The following is a 24,204-nucleotide window of genomic DNA, read 5'->3' on the forward strand; positions in this document are numbered from 1 at the left end:
GCAGATGAAGATGATCGCGGCGCTGCGCAACCAGTTCGGCGGCCACGCGGTCGAGACGAAGTAGTCCACAGGGCCGCCCAGCGGTCCACAAGTCCGGGGGAGGTCGGTGAACGACCATGCACGTCACGCATCTGTCGCTGGCCGACTTCCGCTCGTACGCCCGGGTCGACGTTCCGCTCGAACCGGGCGTCACCGCGCTCGTGGGCCCCAACGGGCAGGGCAAGACGAACCTTGTCGAGGCGATCGGCTATCTCGCCACGCTGGGCAGCCACCGGGTCTCTTCGGACGCGCCCCTCGTTCGTATGGGCGCCGACCGGGCGGTGATCAGGGCGCAGGTCAAGCAGGGCGAGCGGCAGCAGCTGGTAGAGCTGGAGCTGAACCCCGGCCGGGCGAACCGCGCCCGCATCAACAGGTCGTCGCAGGTCAGGCCCCGTGACGTCCTGGGGATCGTACGGACGGTGCTGTTCGCGCCCGAGGATCTCGCGCTGGTGAAGGGCGACCCGGGTGAGCGGCGGCGGTTCCTCGACGAGCTGATCACCTTGCGCTCCCCGCGCATGGCGGGCGTGCGCTCCGACTACGACCGCGTCCTCAAGCAGCGCAACACGCTCCTCAAGTCAGCGGCGCTGGCCCGGCGGCACGGCGGGCGCACGATGGACCTGTCGACGCTCGACGTGTGGGACCAGCATCTCGCGCGCGTGGGGGCGGAGTTGCTGGCCCAGCGGCTCGACCTGATCGCCGCGATCCAGCCGCTGGCCGACAAGGCGTACGAGCAGCTGGCGCCCGGGGGAGGTCCGCTCGCCCTGGAGTACAAGCCGTCGGCGCCGGGTGAGGCCCATGTGCGCGACGAGCTGTACGAGCAGTTGATGGAGGCTCTGGCGGAGGTCCGCAAGCAGGAGATCGAGCGGGGCGTCACCCTCGTGGGACCGCATCGGGACGACCTGCATCTCAGGCTCGGTCAGCTGCCCGCCAAGGGGTACGCCTCCCACGGTGAGTCGTGGTCGTACGCGCTGGCGCTGCGGCTGGCCTCGTACGACCTGCTGCGGGCCGAGGGCAACGAGCCGGTGCTCGTCCTCGACGACGTGTTCGCGGAGCTGGACACGCGCCGCCGGGAGCGCCTGGCGGAGCTGGTGGTGCCCGGTGAGCAGGTGCTGGTGACGGCCGCGGTCGACGACGACGTACCGCATGTGCTGGCGGGGACGCGCTACTCGGTGTCGGACGGGGCGGTGGAGCGCGCATGACGGCCGACCGGTCAGCGTCCGGGGGCCCCGGCGAATCCCCCGCATCCCGCGGTCCGTCCCCCGAGCCCTCTGGGGTGGATCTGGCGCGGGTGGCGCTCAGGGCGGCGAAGGAGGCGGCACGCGCGCGTGGGGACGCGGTGCAGCAGAGGAAGCAGGCGCGGCGCGAGGGCGGTCTGCGTTCCGGCTCGGGCCGTGACGGACGCGACCCGATGGCGCTCGGTGCGGCGATCAACCGGCTGGTGACGGAGCGCGGGTGGGAGGCGCCGGCCGCGGTGGGCGGGGTGATGGGCCGCTGGCCGCAGATCGTCGGTGACGACCTGGCCAAGCACTGCGAGCCGGAGTCGTACGACGAGGACGAGCGGGTGCTGACCGTGCGCTGCGACTCGACGGCGTGGGCGACGAACGTGCGGTTGCTCGCGCCGCAGCTGGTCGCACGCCTGAACGAGGACCTCGGGCACGGCAGGGTGCGGCTGCTCAAGGTGCTCGGTCCCCATGGTCCGGCCCGCCGTTTCGGCCCGTTGCGGGCCCCCGGGAGCACCGGTCCGGGCGACACCTACGGGTGAGCCCCAGTACTCCCCATGGGTGAGGTGTGTCACATGAAAGGCCTGCCGGGTGCGGGTCGTCGGCAGTGCACGCGTTGGCGAATCCCTACCTGACTCCCCGGTAGCCAAGGGTTGACACCCGGAAGCGCTGAGTGCCTCTCCAAGCCTCTTGGAGCCCCGCTCCATATATGGGGACTCGGGAGAGACCGGTTGAGGGCGGCACATGCGGACTCAGGTACCGGCAAACCCCCATCACTGTCGGCGCTACCGGTAGACTGGGAGCTAATCCCGCCCCATTGGAGGGGACCACCGGGAAATGGTGTGCACCGCTGACTAAGGCTTACCAACGCAACACGCCGCAGCCGCTCCGGCCGACCGCTGGGAGCTTGGCTTGTGCTGTGCCAGAGAGGGCGCTTCGTGGCCGATTCCGGCAACCCCAACGAGAACATCCCGTCCACCGAGGCCCTGGCCAAAACCGCCGAGGCCTCAGCCACGGCGTACGACGCCAACGCCATCACCGTCCTCGAGGGTCTGGACGCGGTCCGCAAGCGACCCGGCATGTACATCGGTTCGACCGGTGAGCGTGGTCTGCACCACCTGGTGCAGGAGGTCGTCGACAACTCCGTGGACGAGGCGCTGGCCGGTCACGCGGACACCATCGACGTGACGGTCCTCGCCGACGGTGGTGTGCGCGTCATCGACAACGGCCGTGGCATCCCGGTGGGCATCGTCCCGTCCGAGGGCAAGCCGGCCCTCGAGGTCGTGCTGACCGTGCTGCACGCGGGCGGCAAGTTCGGCGGCGGCGGCTACGCGGTCTCCGGCGGTCTGCACGGCGTCGGTGTCTCCGTCGTGAACGCTCTGTCCAGCAGGGTCGCCGTCGAGGTCAGGACCGACGGCTACCGCTGGACGCAGGACTACAAGCTGGGTGTCCCTACGGCTCCGCTGGCCCAGCACGAGGCGACGGACGAGCACGGCACGTCGGTCACCTTCTGGGCCGACGGCGACATCTTCGAGACCACCGAGTACTCCTTCGAGACGCTCTCGCGGCGCTTCCAGGAGATGGCGTTCCTCAACAAGGGTCTGACGATCAACCTCACGGACGAGCGTGAGGTGGCGAAGGCCACGATCGGGGCGGACGAGGCGGGCGCCGACGAGAAGGACGAGGTCAGGACCGTCTCGTACCACTACGAGGGCGGCATCGTCGACTATGTGACGTACCTCAACTCCCGCAAGGGCGACGTGGTGCACCCGACCGTCATCGACCTGGAGGCGGAGGACAAGGACAAGAGCCTGTCCCTCGAGGTCGCGATGCAGTGGAACAGTGGTTACACCGAGGGTGTGTACTCCTTCGCGAACATCATCCACACGCATGAGGGCGGTACGCACGAGGAGGGCTTCCGTGCGGCGCTGACCTCGCTGATCAACAAGTACGCGCGCGACAAGAAGCTGCTTCGTGAGAAGGACGACAACCTCACGGGCGACGACATCCGCGAGGGTCTGACCGCGATCATCTCGGTCAAGCTGGGCGAGCCGCAGTTCGAGGGCCAGACCAAGACCAAGCTGGGCAACACGGAGGCGAAGACCTTCGTGCAGAAGGCGGTCTACGAGCACCTCAACGACTGGCTGGACCGCAATCCGGTCGAGGCCTCGGACATCATCCGCAAGGGCATCCAGGCGGCCACCGCGCGTGTGGCGGCCCGCAAGGCCCGTGACCTCACGCGTCGCAAGGGACTGCTGGAGACGGCGTCGCTGCCGGGCAAGCTGTCCGACTGCCAGTCGAACGACCCCACCAAGTGCGAGATCTTCATCGTCGAGGGTGACTCCGCCGGCGGTTCGGCCAAGTCCGGCCGCAACCCGCAGTACCAGGCGATCCTCCCGATCCGCGGCAAGATCCTGAACGTGGAGAAGGCGCGGATCGACAAGATCCTGCAGAACCAGGAGATCCAGGCGCTGATCTCGGCCTTCGGCACCGGAGTCCACGAGGACTTCGACATCGAGAAGCTGCGCTATCACAAGATCATCCTGATGGCGGACGCCGACGTCGACGGCCAGCACATCAACACCCTGCTGCTGACCTTCCTGTTCCGCTTCATGCGCCCGCTGGTCGAGGCCGGCCACGTGTTCCTGTCCCGTCCTCCGCTGTACAAGATCAAGTGGGGCCGGGACGACTTCGAGTACGCGTACTCGGACCGTGAGCGCGACGCCCTGATCGAGCACGGCCGGCAGAACGGCAAGCGCACCCGCGACGACTCGGTCCAGCGCTTCAAGGGTCTCGGCGAGATGAACGCCGAGGAACTGCGCATCACGACGATGGACCAGGAGCACCGGGTCCTCGGCCAGGTCACGCTCGACGACGCCGCGCAGGCCGACGACCTCTTCTCGGTCCTGATGGGCGAGGACGTCGAGGCGCGCCGCGCGTTCATCCAGCGCAACGCCAAGGACGTCCGTTTCCTCGACATCTGAGTCGGTCTCAGCTGACCGCACCAGAAAGGATCTTCACCAGCAATGACCGACGAGACACCCCTTTCCCCCACTGGTCCGAACACCCCTGAAGAGGGCCAGATCACTCTGCGTGTCGAGCCCGTCGGGCTCGAGACCGAGATGCAGCGCTCGTACCTCGACTACGCGATGTCCGTCATCGTGTCGCGCGCGCTGCCCGACGTAAGGGACGGTCTCAAGCCCGTCCACCGTCGTGTCCTGTACGCCATGTACGACGGCGGCTACCGGCCCGAGAAGGGCTTCTACAAGTGCGCCCGTGTCGTCGGCGACGTCATGGGTACGTACCACCCGCACGGTGACTCCTCGATCTACGACGCGCTGGTCCGCCTCGCGCAGCCGTGGTCGATGCGGATGCCGCTGGTGGACTCCAACGGCAACTTCGGCTCTCCCGGCAACGACCCGGCCGCCGCCATGCGGTACACCGAGTGCAAGCTGAAGCCGCTGTCCATGGAGATGGTCCGCGACATCGACGAGGAGACCGTCGACTTCACGGACAACTACGACGGCCGCAACCAGGAGCCGACGGTTCTGCCGGCCCGCTTCCCGAACCTGCTGATCAACGGATCGGCGGGCATCGCGGTCGGTATGGCGACCAACATCCCGCCGCACAACCTCCGCGAGGTCGCGGCCGGCGCCCAGTGGTATCTGGAGAACCCCGAGGCCTCCCACGAGGAACTGCTCGATGCCCTGATCGAGCGCATCAAGGGCCCCGATTTCCCCAGCGGTGCCCTGGTGGTGGGCCGAAAGGGCATCGAGGAGGCGTACCGCACCGGTCGTGGCTCCATCACGATGCGCGCGGTCGTCGACGTCGAGGAGATCCAGAACCGCCAGTGCCTGGTGGTCACCGAACTCCCTTACCAGGTCAACCCGGACAACCTGGCGCAGAAGATCGCCGACCTGGTGAAGGACGGCAAGATCGGCGGTATCGCCGACGTCCGCGACGAGACGTCGTCCCGTACGGGCCAGCGTCTGGTCATCGTCCTGAAGCGGGACGCGGTCGCCAAGGTCGTCCTGAACAACCTCTACAAGCACACCGACCTGCAGACGAACTTCGGCGCGAACATGCTGGCGCTGGTGGACGGCGTACCGAGGACCCTGTCCCTGGACGCGTTCATCCGGCACTGGGTGACGCACCAGATCGAGGTCATCGTCCGGCGCACGCGCTTCAGGCTGCGCAAGGCCGAGGAGCGCGCGCACATCCTGCGTGGCCTCCTGAAGGCCCTGGACGCCATCGACGACGTCATCGCGCTGATCCGGCGCAGTGACACCGTCGAGATCGCGCGCGAGGGCCTGATGGGCCTCCTGGAGATCGACGAGATCCAGGCCAACGCCATCCTGGAGATGCAGCTGCGCCGCCTGGCGGCTCTGGAGCGCCAGAAGATCGTCGCCGAGCACGACGAGCTTCAGGCGAAGATCCGCGAGTACAACGCGATCCTCGCCTCGCCCGTGCGTCAGCGCGGCATCATCAGCGAGGAACTCGCCGCGATCGTCGAGAAGTTCGGCGACGACCGGCGCTCCAAGCTGGTCCCGTTCGACGGTGACATGTCCATCGAGGACCTGATCGCCGAAGAGGACATCGTCGTCACCATCTCGCGCGGCGGTTACGTCAAGCGCACCAAGACCGAGGACTACCGCTCGCAGAAGCGCGGCGGCAAGGGCGTACGCGGCACGAAGCTCAAGGAAGACGACATCGTCGACCACTTCTTCGTGTCGACCACGCACCACTGGCTGCTGTTCTTCACCAACAAGGGCCGCGTCTACCGCGCGAAGGCGTACGAGCTGCCCGACGCCGGACGTGACGCGCGTGGACAGCACGTCGCCAACCTGCTGGCCTTCCAGCCGGACGAGGCGATCGCGGAGATCCTCGCGATCCGCGACTACGAGGCGGCGCCCTATCTGGTGCTGGCCACCAAGGGTGGTCTGGTGAAGAAGACGCCTCTGAAGGATTACGATTCGCCGCGTGCCGGCGGTGTCATCGCGATCAACCTCCGTGAGACGGAGGACGGTTCCGACGACGAACTGATCGGAGCCGAACTCGTTTCGTCCGAGGACGATCTGCTGCTGATCAGCAGAAAGGCGCAGTCGATCAGGTTCACGGCGACGGACGACGCACTGCGTCCGATGGGCCGTGCCACCTCGGGTGTCAAGGGCATGAGCTTCCGTGAGGGAGACCAGCTGCTCTCGATGAATGTTGTTCGACCCGGTACGTTCGTGTTCACTGCTACAGACGGCGGGTACGCGAAGCGGACCGCTGTCGACGAGTACCGCGTCCAGGGGCGCGGCGGCCTCGGTATCAAGGCCGCCAAGATCGTCGAGGACCGCGGTTCTCTCGTCGGTGCGCTGGTGGTCGAGGAGACCGACGAGATCCTCGCCATCACGCTCTCCGGCGGTGTGATTCGTACGCGAGTCAATGAGGTCAGGGAGACGGGCCGTGACACCATGGGCGTCCAACTGATCAACCTGGGCAAGCGCGATGCCGTAGTCGGCATCGCACGTAACGCCGAGGCGGGACGCGAGGCCGAGGAGGTCGACGGCGACGACGCCGTGGACGAGCCGGCCGAGGGTGCCGCGACCACCGGCACGGACGAGGGCGATCAGTCCTCGTCGGAGTAGCGCGAGGAGTGAGTCATCGTGAGCGGAGCCACGGGCGCCGGGTCGTCCGGCAGTTCGTCCGGTCCCTCGACCGGCACGGATAAGGACGGCGGCGGTCGTGGCTCCGCCGCGCGTGCGACCGATGCGCAGGGTGCGAGGGACGCACACAGTGCGACAGATCCGCACACGACCAACCTGCAGGCCATCAGGCCGCGTACGACCGGCAAGCGCTCGCCCGACACGCACGGATCCAAGGGATCCCAGGGGGGAACTGTGACGGACGCCAGAGGTCCGCAGACCCAGCAGTACGGGGTCGGCGCGGGTCCGGCCGCCCAGGGCGCCCCGGGCTCGCTGCCGGTGCCGGAGCCCGCCGCCCAGCGCGCCGCCGCGCCGCCCCAGCAGCAGGGTTCGCCTTTGCCCGGCGAGCGGCAGCCGCAGCAGCCCGCGGGGCCCTATCACCCGCCGCAGGCCTACCCGACGGCCGCTCCGGCGGGCCCTGCGGCCCCAGTTCAGGCCCAGGCGGGAGCGGGGGCCGTACGGCGTCCGCGTACGGGGGCGCGCACTCTGCCTCGTACACGCAAGGCACGTCTGCGCGTGTCCAAGGCGGATCCGTGGTCGGTGATGAAGGTCAGCTTCCTGCTGTCGATCGCGCTGGGCATCTGCACGATCGTCGCGGCGGTGGTCCTGTGGATGGTCATGGACGCGATGGGCGTCTTCTCGACAGTCGGCGGCACGATCTCGGAGGCCACGGGTTCGAACGAGTCGAACGGCTTCGACCTCCAGTCCTTCCTGTCGCTTCAGAACGTCGTGCTGTTCACGTCGGTCATCGCGGTCATCGACGTCGTCCTCGCGACGGCGCTGGCGACGCTCGGCGCGTTCATCTACAACCTCTCCGCGGGCTTTGTCGGCGGCATCGAGCTGACGCTTGCCGAGGACGAGTGAGCTGGTGAAGTGCAGGTGAAGCGCGGGTGAGGTGCGGTCTCGAACGTCGCCCGACTATCGATTTTGGGACTGGCCGCGTCGTGCGCTAATCTTCAGAGGTCAGCGCGCGGGACGTACACCGCAGAGCGCGGCGGGGCTATAGCTCAGTTGGTTAGAGCGCATCCCTGATAAGGATGAGGCCACAGGTTCAAATCCTGTTAGCCCCACAGTGAAAAGGCCCCCAGCCAGTGATGGTTGGGGGCCTTTCGTTTGTCCTGGTGCTTCTCCGTGTGGCTTTGTACGCAAGTTCGCCGCTACATGGGGAGGGGGTTGCGCGAGGAGGTCACGCGAGCGGCGTCAGGAAGGCGGCCGGGCCGCCGTCTCGGCGTTCGTGTCGGCCTCCGGGCCGGCTTCCGTCTCGGCGTCCGTGTCCGCGGGCGAGCGGTGGCGGCAGCTCGGGGAGGAGCCGTGGGCCTCGGCTCCGATGCGCTGTTTCATCGTGGGGGGCAGGGACCGGGCGTAGGACCAGGCCCAGGCAGCTGTCGTGGGTGCCGCCGCGGGTGTGGCGCAGTTGCGTGCCGGGTGGCTCTCGGCTACCGCCGCGGTGGCGGTCGTCGTGATCAGTCCGAGCGTCGTGCACAGCGCCAGGAAGGCGGTGACGACGGCGGTCCACAGCTTCATGACCTTGTTCTGGGCCATGGCCCCTCACTTTCGGGTTGGGCGATTTGCGTACTTTCCTCATCATGTGTATGCAGGCCGCGAAGTGGTGGACCCAGGCCTGTGGCGCGTCGATCTTCCGATGAACACCACTCGGATGGGTGCAACGGGGGCGGAAAGTGGAGGTGGGGGAGGGGCGGGAGCGGTGTGTCGCGAAAAATCACCGTACGTGGAGATCTGATCACCCTCCGATCGGAGTGGTGTCGTCCACTTCTACTGCGGTGTGCCGGGCGGGAGTTGGGGGCCGCCGCAGGTCACTGATCGGTCTCGGCCGGAGGGTATAGTCGGGCGCCAGAAGTCTCCTACGTCAAGGAAAGACGAGGTCGCACGGTGAAGAAGCTTCTTCTGGTCGCACTGGCCGCCATCGGCGGGCTCCTCGTGTACCGCCAGATCCAGGCGGATCGCGCCGAGCAGGATCTGTGGACGGAGGCGACCGACTCCGTGCCCACGGGTTCGTGAGCATCGACAGCAGTCTGTGAACAGACCCCGGCCGCCGACGCGGTCGGGGTTTTGTGTTGTCCGGGACGGTACGGCGGGATGGCGCCGTGGTGCGGTGGGTAGTTCACCGCAGCAAATGAAGTAATTGCTGGGGCAAATTCAGATGCCCCGGAGTAGGTCGTTTCGGGCGCTCGTACGAATTGCGGGGGTGGCGGGACAGTCGGCGGGGCAGGATGGGCGACGGTCCGGGCAGAGATCGTGCCCGGGCAGGGCAGGGCAGGGACGGCGGTCGGCCGGGCGGCGACGGAGCATGGCGAGGGGTGGCACGTGATGGGGCGGCGCACGGTGCGGGGCGCGGTCGTGGCGGCGGTGCTGTGCGCGGTGGCGGGGACGGGTGCGGGCCCGGGGGCCGGCTCCGAGGCGGTCGCCGCGCCGGATGCGTACGCGTACGACTTCGCCGACGACGTCCGGACCGTCGAGGGCGCCCCGAGCACCACGGAAGCCGTACAACTGGAGCCCGGCGGGACCTACCGGAGCACCCTCCCGGTCAACGGAAGGCTCTACTTCCGCCTCGAACTCGACGCCACGTCCAACGCCTACGTCTCCGCCACCGCTGTCCCCCCGCAGGGCACGACGGTGTCCTCCTCCGACGGCGTCAAAGTGGCCGTGGAGGACGCCGACGCCCGCTCGTGCTCCTACGACAGCACCCGCTTCGGGGCTTCCCGCAGCCCGCATCCGATCGCCGCCTGGGCATCACGCGTGACCGACGGCGAGACGACGGCGTGTCAGAGCGCCGGGACGTACTACGTCGTCGTGGACCGTATCGATTCGGCGGGCTCCTCGTCGGACGACTGGGACCTGGAGCTGGCGTACGTGTCGGAGCCGGGCCTCGTGGCCGAAGGCGCGACGACAGCGCCCGAGTCCCCCGAGTCCTGGGACTCCGCCTCACCCGACCCGCTCACCGGTGACGCCGTCCGTCGCGAGGGCGGCGCCGGCTTCGCCACGGCCGCCGCGGCAGGGCAGGGAGTCTGGCAGGACGCCATCGTGCCCGGCCAGACCCTGTTCTACCGGGTGCCCGTCGACTGGGGGCAGCAGCTCCATGCAGTCGCCGAACTGGGCAGCTCCAGCGGCGGTTCCAGCGGCGGCAGCCGATACGTCAGTTCCGCGCTCGTCATGTCGCTCTACAACCCCGCGCGCGGGTACGTCGACGACGAGAGCCTCGTCTACGACGGCCGCCAGAGCTCGGCCGCCCTCGATCCGCTGCCACCCGTCGCGTACGCCAACCGCTACGGCACCGGCGACCGGATGAGCGGCATGCGGTTCGCCGGCTCGTACTACCTCGTCGTCCATCTCGGCGAGCAGGTGACGGAACGGTTTGGCGCGGGGCCGTACGGGCTGACGCTGCGGGTGCAGGTGAGCGGTACGGCGCAGGACGCACCCGGGTATCTGGGGCAGTCCGTGCCCCGGGACACCTTCGCGGTCACGGAACAGGACCGGGAAGCGGCCGCCGGTTGGACGTCCGGTGGGGTGGCGGGCGGGACGCGAGCCGACGGGGCGGACAAGAGCGCGGCGGGGAGCGGCGGGGACGGTGACGCCACGATGCGGGTGGTCGCGGTGAGCGGCATCGGGGCGGGGAGCCTGCTGGTGCTGGTCCTCGGGCTGTGGACGGTGGTCGCCCGGCGGCGGGCCCGCGCCTAGGTCAGATGCGGAACAGCGCCCAGAAACCGACGGCGTAGCAGGCCAGGGCGAGGAACAGGACCGGTATCGCCACCTTCGCGGGTGGGCCGGGGCGGCGCTGGCGGCGTCGGCCGCGGTGCTGCGGAACAGGTTGCGGGGAGACTGGCGCCGGCGGCGACCCAGCGGAGTACGCGTCCTGCCGCAGCGTCGGTGTGGGAGTCGCGGTCGCCGTCGGGGTCTGCGCAGGGTTCGGAGTCCGGGAGGCGGTCCGGGGCGCGTGCGGGGCTCCGAAGGACGGGACTTCGAAGGGCGGGGGTATGTGGACCGCGGCCGGCGCCGGGAGCGGGACAGCCGCAGGGGGAGTGGAGAGCCGCTCCGGCTGGTGCGGGGGGTGCTGGTGCTGCTGGGGCCCGGAGGGGACCGTGAGCTGAGGCGGGGGCAGGTGGAAGCTGCCCGTGTCCGACATGGCGGACGGCAGTGGCGGCAGCGTTTCCGGCGGCTGTGGGGGCACCCTGGACGGCTGCGGCGGGATGGGGACACCGGCGGCGGCCTGCGCGGAGACCGGGTACGCGGGCGTCGGGCGGGAAGGAGCGGTGGACGGTGGGTGAGTGGGACGCGGTGGTGTGACGTCAGGCTGGGACGGGCCGCCGTTCCACGGAGGCGAAGCCGAAGCCGCATGAGCCGGGTGGGCCGGATGCTCTGACCGGGACTGCTGCGCCTGTTCGGAAGCACCGGTCCCGTCATGCAAGAGCTCCGCCGGTACGAAGTCGCCGCCGGGCGGGATCGGGGCGCCTCCGGAGGACTGCCAGGGCTGCTCGGCGCCGGAGCCGGTGGGCGCCGGGTCCGTGACCGGCCTGGACGGTATGGCACCCGTACCCGGTCTCGACGGCGGGGAGACGCTCCCCGGCGCCGGCACGGGATCCGGCATCGGACCGGGCAGTGGACCCGGCATCGGCCTGAGCCCCGGCCCGGTGTGTGTGCCGCCTGTCGCCGGGCCGGTGGGCGTTCCGTCCGGGTTCGGTTCGCGGTACGGGTCGTACCGGCGGGCTGCCCCCGGGCCGGTGTGCACGCCGTCCGAGTCCGGATCGCCGTGTCCGGCGCCTGCTGTCGGCCTGCCCCCTGTGCTGCCGCCCGCTCCTGCTCCCGTACGCGCGCCGCTCGTGGTCACGTCGTGGGAGGGTTTGAGCGGGCCGGTCGGGGCGAAGCCCCTTGGGAGCGGGCCGAGTTGGTCGAAGATCTCGATCAGCTCGTCGTCGGGGCCGGGCTCGGGCAGGAGCTCGGCGGCCTGGGCGAGGGCCTTGCGTGCGCCCGTGGCGGTGCGGAACCGCGCCTGTGGGTCCGGTTGCAGCAGCGTGGCCACGACCTGCCAGAGCGGCTCGGGTATGCCCCGGGGGGCACTGGGCGTGCCGTGTTCCGCGAAGTACTCGATGAGGGCCTTGGAGTCCGGCTTGGCGCCCTCCAGGAGATAGAGCGCGACCAGACCCACGGCGAACAGGTCGGAGGGGAAGTCCGGGTCCGCGCCCAGCATTTGCTCGGGGGCGAAGTAACCCGGCGTACCCACCACGTAGTCGGTCTCCGTCAGCCGTGGTTCGCCGAGCCGCATCGCGATGCCGAAGTCGGACAGCCGCAGCCGCGGGCGGCCGGTACCGGTCGCTTCGAGCAGCACGTTGGCGGGCTTGATGTCGCGGTGGACGACACCTTCCGCGTGCACGGCGCCGAGGCCCGAGAGGAGCTGGTCGAGGAGGGTGCAGACGAACGCGGGAGGCAGGGGGCCGTAGTCCGCGATCAGATGGACGAGCGAGCCTCCGGCGACCAGGTCCATGGTGAACAGGACCTTGTCGTCGTCGGCGGCCCAGCTGGCCGGGGCGAGTACGTGCGGGTGGTCGATCCGCAGCGCCTGTTCGCGGACGAAGCGCAGCAGTGAGTGGGCATCGCTCTGCTGGAGGACCTTGGCGGCCACGTACCGGCGCCGGCGGTGGTCCCAGGCGCGCCAGACTGCGCCGACTCCCCCGCGTCCGATCGGGTCGGCGAGTTCGTACCGGCCGGCGAAGACCTCACCCATGGCTCTGCGTCGATCCCCCTTCGGATCCCCGCTCGGTCGGTTCCGGACCGGCGGGTGGTAGGGCTCCTCCTACCCCACTCAGGAGCCCGCTGTCACCCGCTCACCCAGAACCTGTCTCCGTACCTGTTTTCCTGCCTGCCTGGCTACGTGCTTGCCTGCTTGTCTCCGTCCCCCGATTCATGTCGTGGCCCGCGTATTCATGACCCGTATCCGTCCCTGAGCCGTAGCCCGGCCGCCGAACCCCCGGTCGGCGGCCGGGCCGGCGGCTCAGCTCTGGTGGGACTGGTAGTGCGTCACGGCGTCAGAGGTGCGGCCCGCGCCGTACACCCGGAGGAACTCTGCCAGTTCCGGGTGGGTCGGGGCGAGAGTGTCCGCTGCTTCGATGATGTCGCCGGCGGCGGACACCGAGCGCAGCAGCGACTGGATCTCGCGGACCACCCGCTTGACCGTGGGCGCCCCCGAACTCGTGGTCGACTGCGCGGTGTTGCTGAGCACCGAGCCCCCCTGGGACTTCTTGATCTCGTCCATCCGCTCGGTCGCCTCGGCCGCGCTGACGCTGCCGTCCGCGACCTGACCGGCCAGATCCTGCAGCAACTGCACGCGCTGCACCACTGCCGGATTGCCGATCTTGGCCCGCTGGCCGCTCATCAGCTGTGACAGCATCGGCGCGGACAGCCCCAGTACCCCCGCGAGACGAGCCTGGTTGAGACCAAGATCGTCGATGAGCTTACGGAAGAGCGCCCCCAACGGCTCCCCGTACCAGTTCCGCTGAAGCTCCCGCGCTCTTGCGGTTGCTTCCTGCTGTGCGGCATCCATTGCGTCTCCCCATCGCTTCCCCAAATACCGCGGTTCGCTGTAGCGAACCACGTCGAGCATCTTACGGAGAGTGGTTGTCCACGGGGACCCCAATCCTTTTGCGAGATACCCGGGATGACCCGGTACTCTGGTCGTCGGCGCCCACCAGTACATGGTTGTTCTGGGCGGACGCCTTCCGTTCGGGGCCTTAGCTCAGTTGGTAGAGCGCTGTCTTTGCAAGGCAGATGTCAGGGGTTCGACTCCCCTAGGCTCCACTCCGAAGTACCTGGTCATGCCTGGTGACCGGGGGCCGGGTGACCGGCCTACTGGCTGGCAGTACGGATTCCGTACACGTTGCCCGCTTCCGGCATGCTTCCGCCGTCGACCACCCGCAGGCGTTCGCGGGGGTTCTCGAGGCGGTGCTGCTCGGCCAGGAGCACGCCGGCGATCTGCTGCAGGACAGCGCGCCGTTCCCGTTCGCGGTCGAGCCGGTTGGCCACCTCGTCGAGCCGGTCCGGGAACAGGTGCCCGTACAGGTCGAGCGTCATGACCGCCGACTTGTGCCCGAGCATCGTCTGTACGACCTTCACGTCCGCCCCGGAGGCGATCGCGAGCGAGGCCGCTGTGTGCCGCAGCTTGTGGGGCGTGACGCCGAGCTCGCCGAGGCCGGCCGCCTTCACCGCCGGGTTGAAGAACCTTGAGCGGAAGTTGTCCCCGTACAGCGGACCGCCCCGGGGCGCGGTGAACAGCAGCTCGTCACGCTTGCGGCCCTCGATGTGCGCGGCCAGCTCGTCGGCGAGGGAGCGCAGGATCGGCACCTTGCGCCGCTCGTGCGTCTTGGGCATCCCGACGATCAGGCCGCCGCGCGTCTTCTTGTACGCCTGGCGGACCGACACCCGCCGCGCGGCGATGTCGACCGCGCCCACGGTCACCGCCGAGATCTCGCCCCACCGCAGGCCCGTGTACGCGGCAAGCAGCACCAGCGGCCGGTAGGGGCCGGACGCATCGGCGAGCCGGTCCACTTGGCCGTGGGTGAGGTACACGTGATCCCTCGGCACCGGCCGGGGCATAGGCACACCGGCCGCCGGGTTCACGGCGATCCGCTTCGAGCGCACGGCGTGCCCGAGGACCAGGGCGAGCACCTGGTGAATCTTCCCGACCCGCCCCGGCGACAGTGCACGGTGATGCCCCGCACTGCCGGCGACCAACTGGCCGACCCACTCCGCGACGTCCTCCCACTCGATCCCGCGGACCTGGTACGTCCCCCACCGAGGCAGCACGTGCACCCTCAAGGTGTCCTCGTACGTCTCCCGCGTCGTCGGCTCCAGCCCCGCCAGCGTCGCCTTCCACTTCTCCGCGACCTCCGCCAGCGTCGCCTTCCCCGCCGACGCATCCCGGTACGAGCCGTCCCTCAGCCGCGCCTCGACCACGTGAACGTGGTTCTCTGCCTCCGGCTTCCTGCCGAACGTCTTCGAACGGCCCTTGCCCCCGAGGTCGTACCACCGCACCCGCCACCGACCCGGCGGCTGCCGCTTCGCCGCCTTCGCCTTCGCCAGCGCGGTGACGAACTCCTTGTGGTCGGCCCTGTCCTCAATCCAGACCCGCGCCACCGTGGCCCCTTTCCGCCCTCGGGTCCTCGTCCCTCAACTGGTGAGCGAGCTGCGTGCCTTCCCCCTCGGGATCCGACTCGTCCCACTTGATCAGGCCTCGCAGCGCGCCCCAGGTCCCGCGCCGGCGCGGCGGCCGTGCGTACAGGTCGTACTCCAGAAGCGGTGTCAGGTCGTCGCCGGACGGCAGTTCCAGCGGACGCTTACCGTCGAGCCAATCCCAGGCCACGTCAGCCGGAACATTTCCGGCTCCCGTCACGTCGATCATGCTCGTTGGAGAGTCATCGAGCGGCAGCAGCAAGGCCGACGGCGAGACACGCAGGACGGCCGCAAGAGCCGTCAGATCATCCGCCGTGACGACGCGTTCCGCTTTCTCCATGCGCGTGATGCCCGACGGAGGGATCGGCCGCCCTACTCGCTCCAAGGCCGCTGACAGCTGCCGGGTAGTGAGGTTTCGCGCGTTGCGCAGCCGCAGCAGGTTCGCGGCCACGGCGCGTCCGGTAGTTCCTACCTCGATCGTGCGTCGGCCCTTGGGCTGCTCATCGCTCATGGGGACCAGCGTAAGCAGCAGGGAGCGCCTTGTTAGGCGCCTGGTATCGCTTACTATCGGTGTCATGTGATTCACGATAGCGGATTTCGCTGCTATCCTGCAACGCATGTTCCGAGAAAGGGTTGTAAAGATGGCGCAGGGAACCGTAAGGCCGGCCGATGGCCTGCTCTCTCCGTCGCAGGTGTGCGCGGAGTACCCGCTCTTCAAGACCCCGGCGGCCCTCGCGGACCGGCGGTGGAGGGGCGACGGCCCCGACTACATCAAGACGTCGACCGCCCGATCAGGCCGCGTGTTCTACAGGCGCAGCGCCATCGAACGCTGGCTGGACGAGCGCACGGTCACCCCTGCCGCGCAGTCCGCCTGACCCGCCTCGTGTGGCACTGACCGGAAAGGGGGTGGACATGGACGACGAGGAGCCGGGCCGGGCCAGCGGCGGCGTACCGAACGCCTTCGGGAACGCCCTGGCGTGGCGCTGGGTAAAGGACATGCCCCGCCCGCTGCGCGCAGGGTTCCTGAAGCTCCTCTATGCCCTCCGCGCGATCGCACGCCCCGACGGGCGCATCGGAGGGGAGCGGGGGCCCTACCGCATCACCCAAATCGCACAGGCCTGCGGCGCCGACGAGAAGGACACCCGGCGGTACCTCCGTGCCGCCGGGGCGGCCGGCATCGTCGTCATCGAGGGCGAGCAGAAGCGCGGCAGGACCACCCGGTACGCGATTGTCGTGCACCCCGCCCCGAGGTGGGATCTCGCGGCGGCCGTTTTGGAGGAGTCCCGCGCGCCGGCCAAGTCGGCGAAGAAAGAGCCCCCCTGGCGGGAGCAGGACGACGCCCCGGGTTCGGGGGACCGACCCCCGAACCCGAGTCAGGACGGTTCGGGGGACCGACCCCTGAATGGGTTCGGGGGACCGACCCCCGAATGGTTCGGGGGACCGACCCCCGAATACTCAGGTTGTACTCATGTCTCTACTCACGAGATGGCTGGTTTAGGAGATCAACCACAGGACGCCCGCGCGCGGGCTGACCTGAGGGCCGTGCCAACGGACGGCGTCCGCGACCCCATTCCGCCAGGCGGAGGGGTTCCCGGTCAGCTGCCCATGATCTCCGCTGTAACCACCCCCGAGGACCCCACGGCGCCCCGTACGCCGCCCGCCGCGCCCCCGGAGCCCCAGGACGACGAGGGCGGGCCCTACGGCCGTTGTGACCGCTGTACCAAGCCCCTGGTCAAGCCCGACCGGAGTACCTGCTCGAGATGTGCCTACCAGGAAGGAACCGCATCGTGATCATCGATCACGCCGCTATCGCGGCCACGTTGCCGACCGACGTCGACCGGCTCGTCGACGAGCTGCACTACGCCCAGGCGCCCGTGCACATCACCGCGACGAACCGCACGCTGCGCACCGAGCTGGGCGACGCGGACGCCGCCGACTTGGCTGCCGCGGTCGCCATCCGCAAGCGCGCCCTGTGCGAGGCCTGCGCGACCGGCAAGGGCCGCCACAGCGAGCCGGACGGCGCCCGGGTGCGGGATTTCACGCCCGGTGTCCGTACGGGCGGCTAGCATGTCCGTACGCCGCGTTCCTGAGCCCCGGCGCCCGCTCCCCGAGGGCGGGCCATCGCTCCGCGGTCTCTACGTCGCTCCCCGTGGGCGGCAGCACACCCCTTTCGCTTCCCGGTGCGTGCTGCTGCGCGCCGGCATTCCACGGGAGCCCTGATGGCCAGACGAACCCTGCCCGCGTCCTTCGAGGACATGTGCGAGAAGTACGGCGTGCGCGCGAACGGCTCGCTGCTGATCCGCGAGCTGAAGTCCAAGCGCACCGACCGTGAGGATCAGGCCCGCACGCTCACGGCGCGCGGGAAGCTGAATGCCACTGAGGAGCGCCAGTTCGGTCTGCTGATGGACGAGCGGGACGACCTGGACGAGATGGTGACGCAGGCTGAGGAGCGCCTTGAGGCCGACCGCGGCCGCGACGATCGGCCGTCGGGCCGGCGGGACGTTCCGGATCTGTACTTCCACACGGCGGACGGCCGCAGGGTCCGCGGCGTACGGCACGGCGAGTCGTTCGCGCAGGCCACCGGCGCCCCGCGCGCTTCCGGCACCGATGGTGAGGAACTGTCGCTGGGCCGCGCCCTGGTGGGCATCCTGCGCGGTGACCACCAGATGATGGAACGCGAGCTGCGCGCCCAGGTCGTCGCCCAGGACCCCGCCGGCGGCTTCTTCGTGACGCCCACCCTGGGCAACCTGTTCATCGACCTCGCCCGCGCCCAGTCCGTCATCTCGCAGGCCGGCGCCGTGACGATCCCGCTCACTTCCGGGGAGACCCGGATCATGCGCACGGCCACCGACCCCACCGCCACGTGGAAGGCCGAACTCGCCGCGCTCAACAACACCGACGTCCGGTTCGAGGCGGTGACCCTCTACCCGAAGGTGCTGGGCTGTGTCGCCGACATCTCCGAGGAACTCATCGAGGACGGCGCGAACGCCGCCGCGCAGATCGAGGCCGTGCTGTCCGCGGCCGTCGCCAACCAGCTCGACCGCTCATTCTGGCGCGGCGTGAGCAACGGCAGCGGCGACAACGACGTCGCGGGCCGCTACTTCACCGGCATCCTGGACGACCCGGACGTCGGAACCGTCGACATGGCCGGCGCCGCGCCCACCGACTACGACGAGTGGATCGACGCGATGCAGCTCGTCGAGGACGCCAACGGCATGCCCGACGTTCGCGTCGACTCCCCGCGCACCGCCGCACAGTTGGCCAAGCTGAAGGAGGCGACCACGAACGCCTACCTCTCCCCGCCCGAGCAGGTAGCCATGCTGCGCCACTTCAAGACCACGCAGACCCCGGTGACCCTGGGCGCCGGCAACGACGAGTCGGTGAGCGTGGTGGGCAACTTCGCCTCCGCGTACGTGATCATCGGCATCCGGTCGGCGTTCCGCGTCGAGGTGTCCAACCAGGCCGGGAACGCGTTCGAGAACCTGGGCCGCAAGGTGCGGGTGTGGGGCCGCGCCGATATGGCCATCGGCCGCCCGGCGCACCTGGCCCTCGTGCAGGCGATCGGGCCCACGGCATGACCCGGGTCAGGCTGCGCGTGCAGTACATCAGCCGCGCCGCCCGCGGCGTGCCCGGCCAGGTGCTGGACCTGGAGGACACAGCAGCCCAGCGTCTGGTCAGTGCTGGCCGCGCCACCCTGGCCGACGCCAGCCCCGCGCCCGCCGACAGCCAGGACACCGAGGACCAGGCCGCGGGCCAGCAGCCGCGCACCAAGCGCGCGGGTGGAGCGACGGCCGTCAGGTCAGGTCGGGGTCGAGGTGCCAAGGCACCGACCGAGGACCCGTTCCTCAACCCCGACATCCAGCCGGAAGTGTTCGACCCCACGCACGGCCGCAGCGTGCGGCCCGACTGACCCCCGCGCGGGTGCACGGCGCCGGGCGGGCTGGTCACCTGCCCCGCGCCCGCCCATCCAACCCGCGCGGGCAGCGCGGGCCGGCTGCACGGTCTTCGCGGATCTCACGTGCAGCCCGGCCCGCGCACCATCACTCGCGACGCTCCGTCACGGGGAGGGGGCGCCGGATCTCTGGCCCTGGAGGGGGTCGGAACGCGGGGGGGAGCCCCCTCGCGCGCGTTCGCTTCGAATCGATCTTTTGAAAGCACCCCGGAATGTGACGGAGGGTCATCATGGCGCAGCCTGGGAAGACCAACCGCCTTCGCGTGCTCCACGGCCAGGCGGCGCGTACGGCGCCGGTGGTCGGCGGACCGCTCGGCACGCCTGACCCGCCCGACTGGCTACCCGAGGCCGGCCAAGACGAATGGGTGCGCGTGGTCGATGCCTGCGCGCCCCACCCGACTTGGCTGCAACACGGTGACGTGGCGATCCTGACCGCGTACTGCGCCACGTGGGCAACATGGCTCGAGGCCGCGCAGGACGTCGCGGCGCGCGGTGCGCTGGTACCGGGTCGGTCCTCGGCCGACGCCAGCGGCGAGGACGGGCCGCGCCTGGTGAAGAACCCCGCCGTGCAGATCGCCCGCGATGCCGCCGCGCAGCTGCGCGCGCTCTGCCGAGAACTCGGCTTCAGCCCAGACGCACGCCGACGCGTGGACGTCGGCGACCTCGAGAAGAACAACGACGCAGAAAGGCTCCTGACATGACCGAGCAGCCCGACACCCTGACCCGCGAACTGGCCCTGTACGTCTCGGACGTACTCCGCAAGGCCGTGCAGAAGGGCAACCTGACAGCGGACGACCTGGAGGCCGCGAAGGACGCCATGCGCGCCGGCACCGTCCTCGTACGGCGTGACGAGGGCGGCGCCTTCACCGTGAGAATCGGCAGTGTTGCCGACATCGAGGGCCACATCATGGACCTGCCCACGATCGCAGGCGAGTGGGAGGCCGCTGCCACGTGATTATGGGGCGTCCGGCACCGCCTCGAAGCTGTACTCGTAGCCGACCGCGAGGCGGTAGGGCAGGCACCATTCCCCGTACTCGATCACGCCCTGGTCGTCCCACAGCCGGTGGGCGCCAGCCAGGATGGGTGAGCCGGTGCGCAGTCCGAGGAAGTTGGCCTCACGCGCGTCCGCGTCGCGGCCGTGGATATCGTCGCGGCCGGCGCCGATGCGTCGCCCGGTGGCCTGCTGGATCTTGGGCAGCAGGCCGGGTGACGAGTTCCGGGACGTTGACAGCAACTCGGGGACGGCCGCGGCGAAGTGGGCGGGGTACCAGGTCACGAAGAGGCCTGTGCGTTGCTGGCCCTTGCCGGTGTGCCACTGGCGCCGCACGGCCTGGTCGCCATCCTCCATGTCGAAGATCTCGGCGACGTACTGCGGCGGCTTGATCAGCCCGGCGTGCGTGACGATCATCGTCTCGCCCTCGGCGAGGACGGAGCCTGTCCGCAGTACCCGAGTGATCCGGTCGTAGCCGGACGGGGCGACCTCCGGGGCGTTGGCTACGAAGGTCCCCCGGCGGGACGTCGTGATGTAGCCCTCGACCTGGAGCTGATCGAGGGAGCGCCCGAGCGTGGCTACGGATACGCCTTCCTGCTTGGCCAGTTCACGGACAGGTGGCAGCTTCTCGCCCTCCCTCAATTGGCCGTCGAGGATGCGGCGTCGGATGCGCTCAGCAACCTGCATGTAGGGGTGCTCGGTGTCCGTCATGGCGTCTCCAGAGGGCGTGTCCTAGGGCACAGGCGACTGTACTAGGACACGCGTAATCCGTGCGAGGGAACTGTGCCGATTCCCTGGCACCCTGTCCTAGGTCACGCTACCGTCTGACCTAGGACAGGCATGCCGAACCCCGGCGCCGCTGACACGGCCCGGGGCGTGGCCGACGCTGCGAAGGAGCGCCAACATGGGGCAAGCTACAGCGCCCGAAGGACGGGGTGACCCCGGGGCCAGGATGACCATCCGCGTCTATTCGGTGGCTGCCGACGGGGCGGTCACCGGCGACCGAGGCACCGTGAGCGTGGGGGCCAGCGACGGGCCAGTCCCGATGTCGACCGCCTACCCGCCGTGCCGATGCCCGCGCTGCACCGTGGCGCGTGCCCGGTGAGCGCCCCCGACGCGGAGGCCACGCTGTCCGCTGAGTGCACGGTCGCGAGACGGCCCGAGTACCGGGGCATGCACGCCGACTGCCGGCAGACCAAGGATGTGCCGCTGCACCACTCCACGCGCATCCTGCTGCAGCGGCGATGCGGATGCTCCTGCCACAGGCGGATGGACGGCGGCGCCGATGAATCGTGAGCGCCGCATCCTGATCGGGTACCTCGTCGTCCTGGCCGTCCTCGGCGGCGCCCTCGTGTGGGGCATCGCGCACTGCGGCTGAGCCACCCGTATGACGGCTCCGGCCATCCCCGTACACCCGAGGGATGGCCGGGGCCTTTTGCGTCATACGCCCTGCTCAGGCCCGTCATACGCGGGCGGCCGGCCGTACAGGTGGCGGGTGCGGATGGTGAGCGCCGCAGGCCTGCGGCGGCCATCGTCGACGGCCGGGAGCTCGGCCGCGCGCTGCGCCTGGGCGATGAGCTTGACCGCGTGACGGACCGCGTCCGATGCGGTCATGCCGCCCCGCCGCAACACCTCGAGATCTGCCTCGAGTTCCGCCGTCATCCGCACCGACAACAGCCTCACTGGCCTCCACTCCTGCGGACGCGGCGCAGGGCCTCGTCCATGTCCTGCCCGCTCACGCCGTCCGTGGCGTGGACCAGGCGCAGGTGCGCACGCGCGGCCGGCCGCGGCTTCTGGGGTACGCCGTAGTCCGACGGCTCAGCAGTCAGCGCACTCAGGATCGACCGGGCCTCCGGCGTCTGCATCGCGGTGAGTGTCACCATCACCCGCGTCTCGGCCGCCGCGACCTTCAGCGCGCTCAGTTCCGCCCGCAACGTACGGAGCTCCTCCTCGGCCGCCGCCAGGCGCTGCTCCGTCTCGGTCATCGATCCCCCTCGGTCGTGAACGAGAAGCGGTCGCCGCACTCCGCGTTGCGGCCCACGGTCGTGCTGTAGGGCGTGAAGCCGACGAGCCACTCCGTACGCGCATTCCCCGCGTGCTCCGGGCAGGCGTAGACGATGACGTCGAGCGAGCCGTGAGCGCGGCCGTCATGGGCGCTGTAGCCCTCAAGGCGCACGGTCGCCGGCACACCGCACGGATGCGGGGGCGTGGTAGGGAGTTCGATACGGTCGTACATGGGTCTGGACTCCTTGATTCAGAAGGAAGTCCGGCCCGTGGCCGTGGCCAGCGTGTCCGCGCTGGTCGCGGCCGTTCAGCTCGCGGTACACATCCTGTACACACGGTGCCGAGATGGGCCGGGATAACGAGCGATAAGGCGGGATGCCTTTTCGCTGGTCACCCGGCATGTCAGGTGTATCGGTGCAGGTCAGAGAGTTGCCCTGAACGCTTTTGCATGGCAGATGTCAGGGGTTCGACTCCCCTAGGCTCCACCCCCGAAATGCCCTCTGAACTGCGCAAACGCAGCTCGGGGGGCATTTTTGCCGTGGTCCGTCCCTTGCTGTGCCGGCGCCTACCGCCTGTGGTGTGCGAGGCCGTGATCCAGTGCGTCGAGGGTCCGGCGGGCCGTGGAGACGCGGTTGGGCAGGGCGGTGCCGGTGATGATCGGCGTGAAGAAAATGTGTGCGCGAGGGCCGGGGCGGAGTCCTTCAGCCGGAGGTCGCGTCAGAGACCGAACTCGTGCGGCAGCAGGTCGAGGGCGAAACAGGCCTCCGGTACAACCGCCTGTTCGGTCGTGTCGAAGTCGCCGTCCGCCCCGGCGATGATGCCGAACTGACGGGACGTGAGCGCGAGGTGCTCGTATTGGTCGGGCGGGGACTGCCGAACGGCGAGACCGGCGTATGTCTGCCAATGCCGCCGCGCCCTGCGAAGACCGACGTCAGCCGGACGACGTCCGAGCCGGGGGCGTGGGACTGGGGCAGTTGGTGGTGCTCGCCCACGAGACGGGGTTGGTGCGGGCGGGCGAGGCGTGACCGAGGGAGGAGGGCTCAAGGGGCGTGAGGAAGGGGCGCTGTCGCCGTCGGTGCGGCCGGCTGCCGCCCGGTCTGGTAGCGCTTCCCGGAGGCCGGGGGTGGGGTTAGCTACACCTCCGGTTCGGGAGTACACGTCATCGTTTCCGTGAGCGCGCGACGGCATCGTTGAACCCAGTTGATCCCCGTGATCCACAGAGGTTCACAGCCCGCCCGCCCGGAAGGAAACCGCCGTGAAGTCGCTGCTCCCGTCGAAGCCCAGGACGACCGGCGCGGTGCTGCGTGCGGAGACGGCCGGGACCGCGGCGACAGCCGGTGCCGCTGCCGCCCCCGGGCCGCTCGCCTCCTTCGCCCGGTTCGTCCTGTGCGGCGGAGGAGTCGGACTCCTCTCCAGCGGCGCCGTGGCACTGCTCGCCGTTACGATGCCCTGGGCCCTGGCCAACGCGCTGATCACGGTCGCCTCGACCATCCTGTGCACCGAACTCCACGCCCGTTTCACCTTCGGGGCCGGCAAGCGCGCCGGATGGCGCCAGCACTGGCAGTCGGCGGGCTCGGCCACCGCCGCCTACGTCGTCACCTGCCTCGCGATGGTCGTCCTGCACCTGGTCCAGTCCTCGCCCGGCATGCTGACCGAGCAGATCGTCTACCTCGGCGCCTCCGGCCTCGCCGGCATAGGTCGCTTCCTGGTCCTGCGCCTGTTCGTCTTCGCTGCCGGCCGGAGCGGGAACACGGAGCGGGCCGAGGTGCAGGTCGAGACGCGGGCTGCGGTTCGCTGGAGCCCCCACTGGTCCGCCGTGAAGAAGGGTGTCGGCGGTCTGAAGCCGAGCCTCCCGGTTCTCGCCTCCTGACCGGGAGCCGGGGGCGCACCTGCCTCGCCGTCCGCATTCACCGTCGTGTCCGTCGCATGCTCCGGCAGAACACGACGATCAATATGAGCGCGGCAACCACAACTGCCCGTGCGCTGTAACCGACCGGTGGTGTTTCACGTGAAACACCACCTCGCGACAGACACCACCCGCAACGAACACCCTCTGGCGATGTTTCACGTGAAACATCGCTGTGGGGCGGGAAGCCTCAGGCCTCCCGCCCCACAGTGACACCACACATG

General features: G+C 69.6%; 22 protein-coding genes, 2 tRNA genes and 3 pseudogenes. 17 read left to right on the forward strand and 10 right to left on the reverse strand.

Annotated elements, in window-relative coordinates; genetic code table 11:
* The 7 genes and pseudogenes from RB628_RS04765 to RB628_RS04795 all read left to right on the forward strand — a co-directional run.
* Nucleotides 1-64: pseudogene (locus RB628_RS04765) on the forward strand (6-phosphogluconate dehydrogenase); the annotation flags it as partial.
* Between the two features lie 52 nt (nt 65-116).
* Entirely contained in the window at nt 117-1,238 is a 1,122-nt protein-coding gene (gene recF, locus RB628_RS04770) for a DNA replication/repair protein RecF (RefSeq protein ID WP_318318995.1), read from the forward strand.
* Nucleotides 1,235-1,801 (forward strand): DUF721 domain-containing protein, encoded by a 567-nt coding sequence (locus RB628_RS04775; protein WP_318318996.1) that lies wholly within the window; start codon nt 1,235-1,237, stop codon nt 1,799-1,801. The genes recF and RB628_RS04775 overlap by 4 nt, the downstream gene beginning before the upstream one ends.
* A 372-nt stretch (nt 1,802-2,173) precedes the next feature.
* Nucleotides 2,174-4,243, forward strand: coding sequence for a DNA topoisomerase (ATP-hydrolyzing) subunit B (gene gyrB / locus RB628_RS04780; protein WP_318318997.1), 2,070 nt, complete (start codon nt 2,174-2,176; stop codon nt 4,241-4,243).
* A 42-nt stretch (nt 4,244-4,285) separates the two neighbouring features.
* On the forward strand, nt 4,286-6,892 hold the full coding sequence (gene gyrA / locus RB628_RS04785; RefSeq protein ID WP_318318998.1) for a DNA gyrase subunit A: 2,607 nt from the start codon (nt 4,286-4,288) through the stop codon (nt 6,890-6,892).
* Nucleotides 6,893-6,910: 18 nt separating this feature from the next.
* Nucleotides 6,911-7,813 carry a DUF3566 domain-containing protein gene (locus RB628_RS04790; protein WP_318318999.1) on the forward strand — a complete coding sequence of 301 codons (903 nt, stop codon included), beginning with the start codon at nt 6,911-6,913 and terminating at the stop codon, nt 7,811-7,813.
* A 132-nt stretch (nt 7,814-7,945) separates the two neighbouring features.
* Nucleotides 7,946-8,019, forward strand: a tRNA-Ile gene (locus RB628_RS04795).
* Between the two features lie 130 nt (nt 8,020-8,149).
* Here RB628_RS04795 and RB628_RS04800 read toward each other — a convergent pair.
* Nucleotides 8,150-8,491: a DUF6344 domain-containing protein gene (locus tag RB628_RS04800; protein WP_318319000.1), complete on the reverse strand. Its 342-nt coding sequence runs from the start codon at nt 8,489-8,491 to the stop codon at nt 8,150-8,152.
* A 348-nt stretch (nt 8,492-8,839) separates the two neighbouring features.
* On the opposite strand from RB628_RS04800, the gene RB628_RS04805 reads away from it, so the two are divergent.
* Nucleotides 8,840-8,968, forward strand: coding sequence for a DLW-39 family protein (locus RB628_RS04805; RefSeq protein ID WP_003999697.1), 129 nt, complete (start codon nt 8,840-8,842; stop codon nt 8,966-8,968).
* Between the two features lie 309 nt (nt 8,969-9,277).
* Nucleotides 9,278-10,642, forward strand: a pseudogene (locus RB628_RS04810) (hypothetical protein); the annotation flags it as partial.
* 4 nt (nt 10,643-10,646) lie between these two features.
* Here the strand turns inward: RB628_RS04810 and RB628_RS04815 are convergent.
* Both RB628_RS04815 and RB628_RS04820 read right to left on the reverse strand, forming a co-directional pair.
* Nucleotides 10,647-12,686 carry a serine/threonine-protein kinase gene (locus tag RB628_RS04815; protein ID WP_318319002.1) on the reverse strand — a complete coding sequence of 680 codons (2,040 nt, stop codon included), beginning with the start codon at nt 12,684-12,686 and terminating at the stop codon, nt 10,647-10,649.
* A 267-nt stretch (nt 12,687-12,953) separates the two neighbouring features.
* Nucleotides 12,954-13,502: a DNA-binding protein gene (locus RB628_RS04820; protein WP_318319003.1), complete on the reverse strand. Its 549-nt coding sequence runs from the start codon at nt 13,500-13,502 to the stop codon at nt 12,954-12,956.
* 181 nt (nt 13,503-13,683) lie between these two features.
* Between RB628_RS04820 and RB628_RS04825 the strand changes: the two genes are divergently transcribed.
* A tRNA-Ala gene (locus RB628_RS04825) sits at nt 13,684-13,756 on the forward strand.
* A 48-nt stretch (nt 13,757-13,804) separates the two neighbouring features.
* Here RB628_RS04825 and RB628_RS04830 read toward each other — a convergent pair.
* The gene (locus RB628_RS04830) at nt 13,805-15,091 is read right to left on the reverse strand and encodes a tyrosine-type recombinase/integrase (RefSeq protein WP_318319004.1); all 1,287 of its coding nucleotides are present in this window, start codon (nt 15,089-15,091) and stop codon (nt 13,805-13,807) included.
* Entirely contained in the window at nt 15,072-15,638 is a 567-nt protein-coding gene (locus RB628_RS04835) for a helix-turn-helix transcriptional regulator (protein ID WP_318319005.1), read from the reverse strand. The genes RB628_RS04830 and RB628_RS04835 overlap by 20 nt, the downstream gene beginning before the upstream one ends.
* A 130-nt stretch (nt 15,639-15,768) precedes the next feature.
* Between RB628_RS04835 and RB628_RS04840 the strand changes: the two genes are divergently transcribed.
* The 6 genes from RB628_RS04840 to RB628_RS04865 all read left to right on the forward strand — a co-directional run bounded on the left by RB628_RS04840 (nt 15,769) and on the right by RB628_RS04865 (nt 20,034).
* Nucleotides 15,769-16,002 carry a DNA-binding protein gene (locus tag RB628_RS04840; RefSeq protein WP_318319006.1) on the forward strand — a complete coding sequence of 78 codons (234 nt, stop codon included), beginning with the start codon at nt 15,769-15,771 and terminating at the stop codon, nt 16,000-16,002.
* A gap of 912 nt (nt 16,003-16,914) precedes the next feature.
* Nucleotides 16,915-17,193: a hypothetical protein gene (locus tag RB628_RS04845; RefSeq protein ID WP_318319007.1), complete on the forward strand. Its 279-nt coding sequence runs from the start codon at nt 16,915-16,917 to the stop codon at nt 17,191-17,193.
* A gap of 153 nt (nt 17,194-17,346) precedes the next feature.
* Nucleotides 17,347-18,705 carry a phage major capsid protein gene (locus RB628_RS04850; RefSeq protein WP_318319008.1) on the forward strand — a complete coding sequence of 453 codons (1,359 nt, stop codon included), beginning with the start codon at nt 17,347-17,349 and terminating at the stop codon, nt 18,703-18,705.
* Nucleotides 18,702-19,037: a hypothetical protein gene (locus RB628_RS04855; RefSeq protein WP_318319009.1), complete on the forward strand. Its 336-nt coding sequence runs from the start codon at nt 18,702-18,704 to the stop codon at nt 19,035-19,037. Before RB628_RS04850 ends, RB628_RS04855 begins: the two co-directional genes overlap by 4 nt.
* Before the next feature lie 272 nt (nt 19,038-19,309).
* Nucleotides 19,310-19,780 carry a phage terminase small subunit P27 family gene (locus RB628_RS04860; RefSeq protein ID WP_318319010.1) on the forward strand — a complete coding sequence of 157 codons (471 nt, stop codon included), beginning with the start codon at nt 19,310-19,312 and terminating at the stop codon, nt 19,778-19,780.
* Entirely contained in the window at nt 19,777-20,034 is a 258-nt protein-coding gene (locus RB628_RS04865; RefSeq protein WP_318319011.1) for a hypothetical protein, read from the forward strand. The genes RB628_RS04860 and RB628_RS04865 overlap by 4 nt, the downstream gene beginning before the upstream one ends.
* Here RB628_RS04865 and RB628_RS04870 read toward each other — a convergent pair whose 3' ends face one another.
* From RB628_RS04870 to RB628_RS04890, 5 genes and pseudogenes are all read right to left on the reverse strand, one after another.
* The gene (locus RB628_RS04870) at nt 20,035-20,781 is read right to left on the reverse strand and encodes a GntR family transcriptional regulator (protein WP_318319012.1); all 747 of its coding nucleotides are present in this window, start codon (nt 20,779-20,781) and stop codon (nt 20,035-20,037) included.
* Between the two features lie 729 nt (nt 20,782-21,510).
* A complete protein-coding gene (locus RB628_RS04875; protein WP_318319013.1) occupies nt 21,511-21,753 on the reverse strand; it encodes a hypothetical protein in 243 nt (80 codons plus the stop codon).
* Nucleotides 21,750-22,055 (reverse strand): hypothetical protein, encoded by a 306-nt coding sequence (locus RB628_RS04880; protein ID WP_318319014.1) that lies wholly within the window; start codon nt 22,053-22,055, stop codon nt 21,750-21,752. Before RB628_RS04880 ends, RB628_RS04875 begins: the two co-directional genes overlap by 4 nt.
* Nucleotides 22,052-22,306, reverse strand: a complete 255-nt coding sequence (locus tag RB628_RS04885; RefSeq protein WP_318319015.1) for a hypothetical protein — start codon at nt 22,304-22,306, stop codon at nt 22,052-22,054. Before RB628_RS04885 ends, RB628_RS04880 begins: the two co-directional genes overlap by 4 nt.
* A 485-nt stretch (nt 22,307-22,791) precedes the next feature.
* A pseudogene (locus RB628_RS04890) lies at nt 22,792-22,893 on the reverse strand (TerB family tellurite resistance protein); the annotation flags it as partial.
* Nucleotides 22,894-23,374: 481 nt separating this feature from the next.
* Between RB628_RS04890 and RB628_RS04895 the strand changes: the two are divergent.
* The gene (locus RB628_RS04895; RefSeq protein WP_318319119.1) at nt 23,375-23,944 is read left to right on the forward strand and encodes a GtrA family protein; all 570 of its coding nucleotides are present in this window, start codon (nt 23,375-23,377) and stop codon (nt 23,942-23,944) included.
* Nucleotides 23,945-24,204 lie beyond the last annotated feature (260 nt).

It is taken from the genome of Streptomyces sp. ADMS, assembly GCF_033441795.1.
Lineage (GTDB): Bacteria > Actinomycetota > Actinomycetes > Streptomycetales > Streptomycetaceae > Streptomyces.

What these genes read in the sequence shown, in the direction of transcription:
- RB628_RS04865 (WP_318319011.1), top strand. Translation starts at nt 19,777, where the DNA reads ATGACCGAGCAGCCCGACACCCTGACCCGCGAACTGGCCCTGTACGTC.
- RB628_RS04820 (WP_318319003.1), bottom strand. Translation starts at nt 13,502, where the DNA reads ATGGATGCCGCACAGCAGGAAGCAACCGCAAGAGCGCGGGAGCTTCAG.
- recF (WP_318318995.1), top strand. Translation starts at nt 117, where the DNA reads ATGCACGTCACGCATCTGTCGCTGGCCGACTTCCGCTCGTACGCCCGG.
- RB628_RS04870 (WP_318319012.1), bottom strand. Translation starts at nt 20,781, where the DNA reads ATGACGGACACCGAGCACCCCTACATGCAGGTTGCTGAGCGCATCCGA.
- RB628_RS04880 (WP_318319014.1), bottom strand. Translation starts at nt 22,055, where the DNA reads ATGACCGAGACGGAGCAGCGCCTGGCGGCGGCCGAGGAGGAGCTCCGT.
- RB628_RS04855 (WP_318319009.1), top strand. Translation starts at nt 18,702, where the DNA reads ATGACCCGGGTCAGGCTGCGCGTGCAGTACATCAGCCGCGCCGCCCGC.
- gyrA (WP_318318998.1), top strand. Translation starts at nt 4,286, where the DNA reads ATGACCGACGAGACACCCCTTTCCCCCACTGGTCCGAACACCCCTGAA.
- RB628_RS04860 (WP_318319010.1), top strand. Translation starts at nt 19,310, where the DNA reads ATGGCGCAGCCTGGGAAGACCAACCGCCTTCGCGTGCTCCACGGCCAG.
- RB628_RS04850 (WP_318319008.1), top strand. Translation starts at nt 17,347, where the DNA reads ATGGCCAGACGAACCCTGCCCGCGTCCTTCGAGGACATGTGCGAGAAG.
- RB628_RS04835 (WP_318319005.1), bottom strand. Translation starts at nt 15,638, where the DNA reads ATGAGCGATGAGCAGCCCAAGGGCCGACGCACGATCGAGGTAGGAACT.
- RB628_RS04775 (WP_318318996.1), top strand. Translation starts at nt 1,235, where the DNA reads ATGACGGCCGACCGGTCAGCGTCCGGGGGCCCCGGCGAATCCCCCGCA.
- RB628_RS04815 (WP_318319002.1), bottom strand. Translation starts at nt 12,686, where the DNA reads ATGGGTGAGGTCTTCGCCGGCCGGTACGAACTCGCCGACCCGATCGGA.
- RB628_RS04885 (WP_318319015.1), bottom strand. Translation starts at nt 22,306, where the DNA reads ATGTACGACCGTATCGAACTCCCTACCACGCCCCCGCATCCGTGCGGT.
- RB628_RS04800 (WP_318319000.1), bottom strand. Translation starts at nt 8,491, where the DNA reads ATGGCCCAGAACAAGGTCATGAAGCTGTGGACCGCCGTCGTCACCGCC.
- RB628_RS04840 (WP_318319006.1), top strand. Translation starts at nt 15,769, where the DNA reads ATGGCGCAGGGAACCGTAAGGCCGGCCGATGGCCTGCTCTCTCCGTCG.